The sequence below is a fragment of the Nevskia soli genome, assembly GCF_903970205.1.
In the GTDB taxonomy this organism is placed as follows: Bacteria; Acidobacteriota; Terriglobia; order Bryobacterales; family Bryobacteraceae; genus Bog-113.
The window spans coordinates 1-11059 of the sequence record NZ_CAJCHS010000072.1; the positions used below are offsets into that span (position 1 = coordinate 1).

General features: G+C 57.5%; 8 protein-coding genes and 1 tRNA gene. 4 read left to right on the forward strand and 5 right to left on the reverse strand.

Going from position 1 to position 11059, the window contains the following annotated elements; translation table 11 throughout:
- Together H1Y01_RS03565 and H1Y01_RS03570 are read right to left on the reverse strand one after the other, a co-directional pair.
- The coding region (locus H1Y01_RS03565; RefSeq protein ID WP_219341231.1) for a hypothetical protein at positions 1-602 on the reverse strand (602 nt) is incomplete at its 3' end.
- Between the two features lie 55 nt (positions 603-657).
- Positions 658-1320 (reverse strand): helix-turn-helix domain-containing protein, encoded by a 663-nt coding sequence (locus H1Y01_RS03570; protein WP_219341232.1) that lies wholly within the window; start codon positions 1318-1320, stop codon positions 658-660.
- Positions 1321-1397: 77 nt separating this feature from the next.
- Here H1Y01_RS03570 and H1Y01_RS03575 point away from each other — a divergent pair, with 77 nt between their 5' ends.
- Both H1Y01_RS03575 and H1Y01_RS03580 read left to right on the forward strand, forming a co-directional pair.
- Entirely contained in the window at positions 1398-2021 is a 624-nt protein-coding gene (locus tag H1Y01_RS03575; protein WP_180538855.1) for a sigma-70 family RNA polymerase sigma factor, read from the forward strand.
- A gap of 39 nt (positions 2022-2060) precedes the next feature.
- Positions 2061-2135 (forward strand) — tRNA-Glu (locus H1Y01_RS03580).
- Positions 2136-2141: 6 nt separating this feature from the next.
- Here the strand turns inward: H1Y01_RS03580 and H1Y01_RS03585 are convergent.
- Together H1Y01_RS03585 and selB are read right to left on the reverse strand one after the other, a co-directional pair.
- Complete coding sequence (locus H1Y01_RS03585; protein ID WP_180538857.1) at positions 2142-5975, reverse strand: hypothetical protein; 3834 nt, start codon at positions 5973-5975, stop codon at positions 2142-2144.
- A gap of 304 nt (positions 5976-6279) precedes the next feature.
- A complete protein-coding gene (gene selB, locus H1Y01_RS03590; RefSeq protein WP_180538859.1) occupies positions 6280-8145 on the reverse strand; it encodes a selenocysteine-specific translation elongation factor in 1866 nt (621 codons plus the stop codon).
- 45 nt (positions 8146-8190) lie between these two features.
- Between selB and H1Y01_RS03595 the strand changes: the two genes are divergently transcribed.
- Both H1Y01_RS03595 and queA read left to right on the forward strand, forming a co-directional pair.
- On the forward strand, positions 8191-9525 hold the full coding sequence (locus H1Y01_RS03595; protein ID WP_180538861.1) for a Gfo/Idh/MocA family protein: 1335 nt from the start codon (positions 8191-8193) through the stop codon (positions 9523-9525).
- A 3-nt stretch (positions 9526-9528) separates the two neighbouring features.
- Positions 9529-10542 carry a tRNA preQ1(34) S-adenosylmethionine ribosyltransferase-isomerase QueA gene (gene queA, locus H1Y01_RS03600; RefSeq protein WP_180538863.1) on the forward strand — a complete coding sequence of 338 codons (1014 nt, stop codon included), beginning with the start codon at positions 9529-9531 and terminating at the stop codon, positions 10540-10542.
- Between the two features lie 258 nt (positions 10543-10800).
- Here the strand turns inward: queA and H1Y01_RS03605 are convergent.
- On the reverse strand, positions 10801-11059 hold a 259-nt coding region (locus tag H1Y01_RS03605; RefSeq protein WP_219341233.1), incomplete at its 5' end, for a methyltransferase.

Below are 11059 nucleotides of genomic sequence, written 5' to 3' on the forward strand. Positions count from 1 at the left end.
GAAGCGAAGTAATAGCGAGCCGTCACGCCAAGACGAAGGCGCCCCGACTTGGTCACCGTATAGTCGCCGGACGCGACCACCTGACCGCCCCATCCGGAGAATCCAACGGCGCCTCCGGCCTGATTTCCGATGGCATGATCCAAGTAGGCTCCGCCTCCGCCAACGGTAAGGCGGAAGCGGCTGGTCCGCGGTTCCCAGACGTACCGCGCGCCGAATGGGATCAGGAACAACTGATCGTCCGCATTTCTTGAGTATTCGCAGCACACGCTGGAGCCGATCGGGTGCACGATTTGTTCGAACCCGACGTCCAACATCAACCAGCGTTGAGGGCGAAACCCGTAGTCGACGCTGTATCCGGGCGCGTCGTTTAGGAAGGGATAGGAGACGCCACTGTTCGGACCCGCCTTCACCTCATATACGAACGCTCCGGAAAGGCTTTGATGGAAGTACTCGGAGTCCGCGGTCTGGGCGCCGGCTTTCGCGGCGGTGAACCCCAACATCGCAAAAAGCGAAACAAGAATGCCTTTATAAGCGGTCAAAATAGAAACCTCGCCGGAAATAGCGGCAGGAGCGAGGCCAACCCGGATGTTCAGCAGTTTCAACGATATAGGATCAGTAGCAATTCGCATTATGAGGCGGAAGGCCTCACAACATGGGTCAGACACGAGGAGGCACGGTGATCACGATGCCCCGTCCGCCATTTTTTCCGGAGCCCCGGTAGCTATGCGGTTCCGATGAATCGAAGTAGACGCTATCGCCTTCATGTAATGCGTGATCGTGATCCTGATAGCGGATCGTTAGTTGACCTTCCAGAATGTAAATGAACTCCGAACCTTCATGAAAGTGTTCGCGAGACTCTTCGGTGGCGCGTTTTGGAAATTCCGCCAGGTAAGCCTGCAATCCCTTGGCCTGGGACGCGTAAGAGAGGCACTCGAAGAAGTACGCCGGCTTGGGCACATCGGGCCGTTCGGGAAAGCGCATCCGATCTCCCCCGCGGACCACGGTGAACATCTTTTGCCTGCGCCGGTCGTCGAAGAAATGATCGAGCCCGACATCGAATACCACGGCAATCCGCGCCAGCGTCGGTAGGGTGGGGACCATCTTGCCGGTTTCCAGTTGCGACAGCATCGATGCTGAGAGGCCGGTGTGTTTCCCAAGATCCACCAGCGCGATCTTCTTACGAAGCCGCAACTGCCGGAGTTTGCGCGCGAGATCGTATGAGGATAGTAGCCGTTGTATGGTTTCTTCCGCCCGCTCCATGCTGACTGAAGGAATGTTAGCATCACTCAAATCCGGCGCGCCGGATTCACCAACACTCAAATTATTTTTAGCAGGGCTGCACGCGGAAGGATTTTCAGCGCTATCCTCAAAGTTCACATCTTAAGGACGGTGTGGACATGGCAGCGATGCAAAAGTATTTTGGCGATCCACTCGATGAAAGCGAGCTTGTGCAGGCTGCGCAGGCAGGGGACGAGTCGGCTTTCGCGGAACTCACCCGGCGGCACTACTCCTCTTCTTTTAAGCTTGCCGTTTCCATTCTGCGCGACCATCACGAAGCCGAAGACGAAGTGCAGAATGCCTACTGGAAGGCGTTCCAGCACATCCGGCAGTTTCAGCAGGACGCGAAATTCTCCACCTGGATGACCCGCATCGTGGTCAACCAGTGTCTGATGCGGCTCCGGCAGACACGCCGGACGAAGTTTCTGTTCCTGGATGACGTCCTGATCGGAGAAGAACGCGGAACGATGGAACTGGTGGATCGCGGTGAAACGCCGGAAGCCACGCTGGGTTCGAAGGAACTGGACGCGTTGTTGCGGACCGAAATCAAGCGGATCCCGCCGCTGCTGCGTAACGTTTTCGTCCTGCGCGATGTCGACCAACTGCCGATGACGGAAGTCGCCGGGCGCCTGGGGATCTCGGTGGCCGCCGCGAAGAGCCGTTTGTTGCGGGCGCGCATCGAGCTGAAAAGCCGTTTGAAGAAACATTGCGGCCGCCTGGGTCCACGCACCCTGATGGCATGAACCGGAGCGGCCGCTTTCTGTTACGATGAGCAGAGCAATGGCGCTATCGTCTAACGGTTAGGACGGAGCCCTCTCAAGGCTTAAATAGGGGTTCGATTCCCCTTAGCGCTACCATTCCTTCTAATTCACGGCGTTCGCGTAAGTTGGGCTTTTGCCGAGCACGGCGCCCGCCGCGTTTAAGAACACCCAGCGGAAGTAAAGAACGTGCTGCGGCAGCGAGGGAATCATCACGCCGCAGCCCGCAGTACACGGAACCGGCTTCAGTTTGGAAGCCTCGGTTGTTTCGAAGAAGAATGGCGTGCTCAAATTGACGGGCGACCCCGCGGGGTTCGCGGAGACGCAGACTTCAGCGCGGCTGGTGCAGTATAGATTTCCCGGCGCTCCGTCCTCCCCGTATCCAAATTCCACATACGCAGTCGCGCTTCCGGCTATGGTCTTCGACGTAGTGAGCGTTAGCGCTTCAAACTGCTGCCGGTTGATCGAATCGGGAGTCCCTTCCGGCACTTTGGCCGTTAGGATCATGTCGCCCACATCCTGCGCGTAGTCGTCCTTAAAGTAGAGCCAGTTCGAATCGGCAATGGCGTGCGGATGCCAGAACGCTACCGTGATGCGCGCCCGGGAAAGACCCTTGGTCAACATACGTTCGCTCTCTCCTGTCGCATCGGTTACGGACTTGTTCATCTGCGTTATGGAGTTGTAGATCGTTCCGTTGTCCCCGATGCAAAGGTCGAATTCGTCAGCCATATTCGACGCCTGCGAAGGATAGTTGCAGAACGGATACTCCACGTACGGCGCGTTGATGTAGACGTCGCCCACGCTCGAACCGGCGATGCACTCACCCGCGACGTTGACTACGCAATATTTGTACTGATCGGCCGTTGTTCCAGTGATGCCGCCGCCTTGTGTCGGACTACTCACATCGAGCAGCGTCTTGTACCCGCTGAACGCAAACGTCGCATTTAACTTGCGATGGAGCTGCGGAACCTGCGCGGCCGTGAACTTCCAGAGAGTCCCGTTTACCAAAGTAGCCGGGCTGGATCCGTTGCCGTTAGCGGAGCCGGACAGCGGCCCGGCGTTAAACGGACGCCCGTCGTAGAAGAAGTTTGCGTTCTGTGCCGATGGCGTCCAACCGGGGCCGGCCGCATGCGACTGCGTCCAGTTGCCGAAAGAAGCGGGAACGACTCCGTTGAACGCCGGGTCAGTCGTCTGCACGGTTTGCGGACCCTCCGCAACGAGCTGCGGTATCGAAGAGAAGAGCCGGTTCTGGTAGCAGATCGCGGGCGGCGCCCCACAGGCTGAATCCAAGGTGTAACTGTTTACCATCGACCCGTTTTGAATGAAGAAATGCGATTGCAATCCGTTAGGGTCGTCCGTGACGGTTTTCCGGGTCGTATCGAGCCCATGGGGATCAGCAGCGTAGTTCCAATACCACTCGCCGCCCTCCGTAGTGCTCCAGGGCTGAGAGTTCGAATTACATTGCGTTACCAGTTGCGGGTTCGGGCCGCTGGAACTCATGACCTGGTTGTAAGCGCGCTGGAAGGTCCACTCCGTGTTATTCGCGCCACCGATGGCGATCAGCCGCATAACCTCGCTTCCACCATTGTTGAGCAGAAAAAAGTCGCCGACGGCAACATCGCCGATGGCGCCCGGCGCGGAGCTTTCGATCTCGCCCCCGCAATTCTGCGGAGACGAATTGCAAGGGTATGGGTTATAAGGCTGGCCGTCAACCTGAACGGTCGTACACTCGATTCCAATGACACCTAGGGAATTGACCGGGCACAGGGAAGGACCACCCGGGCTGTTCGGCGTGGTATTAAAGGCGGTGCCGTCATCGACGGTTGAAAGGTAGGGGCCCATTCCGACTTCACCGCTGCCCAGCGCCCCCCATCCATACCCGCCCAGAGCCGACCATCCGGTGACATTCATTGGATCGTTGGATTTGAGCCCGCACCAGCGCGCGGCCGGCGTCGTCCACGATTTCACGGCCGCGACTACGCAGCCGGGTTGTCCGCCGCCCACGCATCCGGCGTTATTCGGCTGGCCGTTGGTCGTCGCGTGCGGGTCAAACAGAACGGTCCACGCGATGCTTCCGTAATCGCCGCGCCACACGCGAATCACGAGCAGCCCGTTTTCAACGTGCGACAGGTACGGATTGCTGAAAGCTAAAGGATCGTAAGTGGGGTCGAAAGCGGCCGCCAGATTCGCGATCGGGGTCGTGCCGGTCAGCGGAGTGATAAGAATGCAAGGTTCATTCGTCGGCGACGTCGATGCATTGCAAGTTGGAAGGTTGACCTGCTCCTGCAGAAAGCCTGGAAATAGGGTATTCATCGGGTCGGAATGGTTGCCGAAATACTGCATTTCCTGCGGGTAAGGACCCCCGCAGTACCACGTATCCGGATTGATCGAGTCGAAGATGATGGAATCGAAGACCCCGCAGCTGCCGGTATAGACACTGGAAAAGCTACCCTGATTCAAAGCTAGTAAATGTGTTTCCGCAGTCGTCCCATCAATCCAGAAGACCTGCCCGTTCTCCAGCATGGAGCAGTTATAGCCTTCGTTTCCCGTGGGCCCCACTACGGTGCTAATACTGCATAAGTCGTATTCGCCGGTGAAGTCAAAAACCGGAAATACGCCATTGTCGTAGTTAGCGCTTACATACTGGATCGAGATCGTATCGGGACTCGTGGTCTGCTTGCGCACGATCACGCCGAAGTTCATCCCGGTGTAAGCGACCGGCTGACCGTTGGTCGATGGGCAAGTTCCAGTTATTTGGAGGTTCTCGGTAGTATTGACCTGTTGAATTGGATAGTTGACGCTGTTGATCGTGATCACCGATCCCGCAGTCCAGAAGGTTGCAAAGTAATCACCCCCGGCCCACGTAACGGTTGAACTACCCGTACAGTTCACGCTGCCCTGGCGAATTGCGATCTCGGTTCCGTTGAAGGGACGCTGTCCCGGCTTCTGCCAAAGATCGATCGCCGTACCCGAAGTTCCGAATGTGTAGTTGGTTAACGTCGGCGTCAACGGCTGAGAGAAGATTTGGCCATTCGGGTTGCAGTTCACGCCGTCGATCGTAAGGCAAACCTGGATGTTGCAGTCCGCCGTCGCATTTGTGGCGCATCCCGTGTTCGAGGTCGCCGCGTCCAGCGTCACCTGAAACCAATTGAGAAATGCATTATTGTTCCCGTGCGTCCCGCTGAAGTTATTTATGTATCCATAAAAGCTGACGTTGTTCTGGGGCATGAGCAGCAAGGGTGAAACGTTATCGCCCGTGATGGTCGCCGACGCATTTCCGTCGGCGTTGCTGAGGGCTGCGGACGCGTTAGCCCAGTTTGTGGTCCGAACGTTGTCGAAGGCCGCGCTTGTGGTGGGTAGGTTGCGATCTTCCGGCAGCGACATACGGCCCAGCAGAACACCGGTCTGGGGATCGACAATCTTCTGTGTCCGGTCGCTCAGGCTGAGTGTGGGCCAGGCGTACTCGCCGGGGTTGGTGGGATCGACGGGCAAAGGGTCCGCATAGGTATCTCCGAAGGCTACCGTGGCAGTCGTAAACTGGCCGGACGCGCTAACTCCGTCGGCGGTGCAGGAAACCGTGTAGTAATACGTGGTTTCTTCCTGAAGGGCGCGCGAATAATAGTTCTGATCCGCGCCGCGCTGCGCTACTCTTTGACCTACAACGAATACGCGGTGCGGGTTGCCGCCGAGGCTCACACGGTTGTCCATATTGGATCCCGGAAACTTCGTCGGATCCACATCGTAGGCCAAAGGTGACATCGTTGGGCTGGAGCTAACCTGAACGGTGCAGGGATTAGTATCCGGCACGTTATAGGTCAACACGGCCTGGGTGTTTGTCACACCGTGAAGCGAGACGCTAAGAACGAAGTTACTCTTAGCAGGCAGAAGCGTGGCTGCAAATAGAACAAATGCGCTAATTGTTAGGTTTTTAATGAACACCGACTACGATGTGTAGAGGTATTTCTATTCCTCTCGCAGGATTTATGGTGTATATTCTTTGATTGATTTGGTCGGGAGTAGTAAGTATTTAGCCCGCGGACTAACGCGGATAAACCCCGATAAGGAAGGGCTAAAGCTCCGTCTCCATGTGCGTTCTGAAACACCCTCTTGCCGACCACTCAATCCGCACTACTTCATATGCTTTTTACCGCGCGAGAGCGGAATGCTTCTCATGCACACCGCTCCGTCGCCGTCGCGGCTCAGAATGCGGTATTGCAGCGGGCGCCTGCTTCAGCGTTGGTTTCTACTTACTAGGCTTTGTTGGCAGAACCACACGCGATTCTCCGCTGCGCCGTGTCAGCTTTTGCCGATCGGCGAATTCGAGGATCGGCACGGCATACTTGCGCGAGACTCCCGTCCACTCTTTGAATTCCGAGACGGTGAATGTAGATCCGGACTTCGTACTGAAGATTTCCCGGAGCTTTGTCAGCATGGAAGAATGCAACAGTAAATCATCGTTGATACGTATCAACACGCCCGATCGCAGCAGCGTCTGCAGAATGGCTTTGGCGCGCTCCGGGTTGAGACCTGTCGATGCTAAAGATTCGGTGACGCTCGGAACGGCGAATCCGGCATTCTCGAAGATGCCGCTCAACTTTCGGCAGGCCGCGTCTTCTTCCGCGCTGATCGATTGCACGTGGGATCGCATTCGAACCAGATCCGCTTGAACAACGAGCTCAGGGGTTGCCGCAATTACAGCATCGATAACAAAGACCGGGGCAGAGCGGAATAGATTGCGCAATTCCCGTGTGGGTACGCCCGACGCCATGGGAGTCGAACGGTGAAATTCGGCAACAGACTCGATGAGATGCTGTGAAACCTGCCGCACACGCGCGCGGTCGATCAGCCATCCCTGCTGCTTCAGCACGACCGCTTCGCACTGAACCGCCAGACGCACGGTTTCGTCGAGAGAGAGCCCAAGCCGCGCGGCAAGGTCCGTTGGGTCAACGCCCCACTCGGCTTCGTCGATCAGGAGCTCAACCATCGCCAGCGTATCGTTGCCGGCCAGAACGCCCAGGCGGTGCTTGTTTGCGCGTTTGGTAGGACGGGAATCGAGGATAACTCCACCACCGACCGTAACAACCGGAGAAAATCGTCGAGCTATGAAACGATCACCAAACGCGGCCACAATAGATTCCTTCAATAAGATTCGCGATAGAAAGGTGTTCGAACCGCGCGAACATTCTCCCAGCATTCTTACTTCCCCGACCGTATTTGAAGTACCTGTATGAAAATGGACAGGCATACGATTCTTGACTTTAGGCGCAGAAGGTAACCACTCAAGAACGCAGTCGACCGACTTAGTCGTGGCGAACCGTCCTCGTTCTACAATCGCCATACCGCGAACAATCGACTTAGCCTCTATGTCGGGCACATTCAGAGCTGTGCGCATACCCGCAACGGCGTGATCGGCGGGCGTGCCATAAGCTTCAATCCCCCTTACGCGGACCGCGCGGTTACCCGGAAGGAGCACCAGTTCCTGATCGCGCCGGATCGTACCGGAGAGAAGCGTTCCGGTAATTACTGTTCCGAACCCGCGCATACTGAACGCCCGGTCAATCGGAAGGCGCGCGGGTCCCGTCGGATCCTTAGCCGGTACCTGTTGCGATACCGCGGTAAGAGCAGCGCGCAACTCCTCCAAGCCCGCACCGGTGCGCGAGCTCACCGGTAAGACAGGCGCACTATCGAGAAACGACCCGGCCACAAGCTCGTGAACCTCCAGTCGCGTTAGTTCCAGAAGGTCCGTATCAACGGCGTCGATCTTAGTCAGAGCTATGACGCCGGAGCGGATACCTAGTAAACGGCAGATATCGAAATGCTCTCGCGTCTGCGGCTTGACCGATTCGTCCGCCGCGACGACGAAGAGAACCAGGTCAATTCCGGCCGCGCCGGCCAGCATGTTCTTGACGAAGCGCTCATGGCCCGGGACGTCGACAAACCCCAGGCGAATTTCCGGTGTGAGTTGCAGGTGAGCGAAGCCGAGATCGATCGTGATACCGCGCCGTTTCTCTTCCTCAAGCCGGTCGGTGTCGATGCCGGTCAGCGCTCGAATCAGCGACGTCTTGCCATGGTCGATATGTCCGGCCGTGCCGACGATGATGTTCTTCATGGACAAATTAGTATTTTCCCCCTGATAAAATCAGGGCGAGCTTGTATGCCTTTCGAACCTCGCGAAACCGATGTTGCCCGCCGCACCTTTCTGAAGTCCGGCGCCTTAGCGGCCCTTGCCGCGCCGGCAGTTCTGAGCGCCCAATCAAGCCCCAATGAACGGCTGCGCGTCGGCTGGATCGCGACTGGGAGCCGCGGTCAGCACGTGATGAAACAGATGTACCTGGAGAGCAAGGACGTGGTGACCGTAACCGCCGTCTGCGATACCTACCAGGGCAACCTGAACCTGGGTAAAGATATTGTCCAAACTAACGAACCAAGCCACGCGCCGAAGACGTATGTGGCTTATCGCGATCTGCTGGCCGATCCGAACGTCGATGTCGTTTTCATCTGCAGCCCGGAACACCTGCATTTTCCCATGGCGATGGAAGCGATCAAGGCCGGAAAGCATATCTACCTGGAGAAGCCGATCGCGCACACCATCGAAGAAGGACAGCAGATTGTGGATGCTTCCGAGAAGTCCGGGAAGGTACTTCAGGTCGGAACACAGAACCGCTCCAATAAGTTGTACATTCGGGCCAAGCAGATGGTGGAGAACAATGACATCGGGGAAGTCCACTATGTGCGCGCATTTTGGTATCGCAACTTCGACCCCAAAGCGGACCCGGCCAAGACAACCCCGGCGGCCTGGCGCTATGTGATTCCTCCCGACGCGAATCCCGAGAATACCGATTGGCTGCGCTTTCTGGAAGGGGCCGACCATAAGAACGTCGCGTTCAGCAAGGAGCGCTACTTCCAGTGGCGGAATTACTGGGATTACTCGGGCGGCATCTCGACCGACCTTCTGGTACACCAGACGGATATTAGTAACTTCGTCTGCAACCGGACACTGCCCTTCTCCTGCATGGCGTCGGGCGGAATCTATCAGTGGGGGCCGGCCTTTGACGACGACCGGGACGTTCCCGATACCTTCAGCGCGATTTACGAATACCCGAATCGTTTTCATCTGAATTACTCCTGTTACTTCGCCAACGATCAATACGGGTACGGAGAGCAGTTCCTGGGTCATGATGGAACGATTGAAGTCATGGACCGGCAGAACCTGCACTTCTACCCGCAGCCGAGATTCATCAAGGGGCACGCTCCATTCAGTAGCAAGCCCGAACTGCACCTGAATAACATCAAAGACTTCCAACAGGAAGATGCGACAGCGGATCACGTGCATAACTTCCTGATGGCCGTGCTAGGGCGCGAAAAGAACATCGCGCCGGCGCGCGCGGGCCAGATCGCGGCCATCCCCGGTCATCTGGCTACGTTGAGTTATAAGAACGGCCACAAAGTGTACTGGGACGACAAGATGAACAAGGTGCATTACTCGTAAGTCTTGGCCGGACTTTCGGATTTCGATTACGCGCTTCCCGAAGAACGGATTGCCCAAGCGCCGCCGGAACAGCGGGATGCGGCGCGGATGCTGGTGGTCGACCGCGCGTCCGGGGCCTGGCAGGACCGGCTGTTCCGGAATCTCCCGGAGTTTGTTGGCCCCGGTGATTGCGTGGTGCTCAATAATTCGCGCGTGATCCCGTCGCGACTCTTCGGGAAGACTGTATCCGGCGCTCGCGTCCAGTTCCTGTTGCTGAAAGCGATCGGTCCGCTCCGGTGGACGGCGTTGGGGCGTCCGGGGAGACGGCTGCTGCCTCGCGACGTTGTTACTTTCGACGCGGGTGTCTCGGCCGAGATTATCGAAACACTGGAGCGGGGCGAGCGCGTCCTCCAGTTTCGCGGGGTTTCCGACAACGCGGCCCTGGGCCGATTTTTGGATGAGCACGGACATGTTCCACTACCTCCCTATATTCACCGGCCTGACGATTCAGCGGATCGCGCGCGTTACCAGACCGTCTTCGCTCGCCCGGAAGGTTCGGTTGCCGCGCCGACGGCGGGACTGCACTTTACTTCAGCAATGCTCGAACGCATTCAGGAGCGCGGGGCGGAGATTGCTGAGGTTACTCTGCATGTTGGCTTAGGGACGTTTCAACCTATCGAGCGCGAAGATTTCGAGAATCATCAGCTGCATACCGAGCATTTCGAGATTGGGCCGGACGCCTGGAGTCAGATCGAGCGAGCCGGGCGGGTGCTGGCGGTTGGGACTACAGCGGTCCGTACGATAGAGTCGGCGGCGCGACAAAATACTCTAAGCGGTGAGACTCAGTTGTTTCTCTATCCCGGCGCTAGCTTTCTACGGACCGGGGCGATGCTGACTAACTTCCACTTACCTAAGTCGAGCTTACTGCTCTTAGTTTGTGCCTTCGGGGGGACGGATTTGATCCTGCGCGCTTATCGTCACGCCGTGGAGGCGCGGTATCGTTTTTTCTCCTATGGCGACTGTATGTTGATTTTGTGATCGGCGCTAAGTAGCCTGAGGTAGTAACCGCCCGTGACCGTCGCGGCTTCCTTGAAAATGCCCCCCCAACATTCACCGTTACACCCGGCTAGGGTCGACGCGGCTGCCAGCGGAGGACCCTCCCTTTCGGTCGGGCTCAGAGTGGGCTGTACGGCTCCCTCGACCCGGCTAGAGCCCGTGGTGGAAGTCTTCGAACACCGCTTGCTTACGCGCGCGGCTCAGTAAATCCCTTTTCATCCTTGGTTGTGAACCGAAGGGTCATGCCGAACTCGGTAACTTAATTGCCAGGATGGCGTCTACGGGCTGGAGTAAGGGACTCGTTAGCGCAAAGCCATTGCGCTCGAGCAGCACACGATACTCTTCGCGGCTGCGTTCGCGGCCTTCCGTGCAGACCAGCATGTTTAGGGATTGCATGTGGACATGGGCGGGGCCGGAGTGGTCGTCATCGAGGAGCTTCTCGGCGATCAGCACTCCGCCGCCGGGCGGGAGCGTCGCGTGTAGTTTCTGAAGCAGCATA

Bases quoted from the DNA above. Each gene is read 5' to 3' on its own strand.
- selB (WP_180538859.1), bottom strand. From the start codon at position 8,145: ATGAAGAACATCATCGTCGGCACGGCCGGACATATCGACCATGGCAAG.
- H1Y01_RS03575 (WP_180538855.1), top strand. From the start codon at position 1,398: ATGGCAGCGATGCAAAAGTATTTTGGCGATCCACTCGATGAAAGCGAG.
- H1Y01_RS03595 (WP_180538861.1), top strand. From the start codon at position 8,191: ATGCCTTTCGAACCTCGCGAAACCGATGTTGCCCGCCGCACCTTTCTG.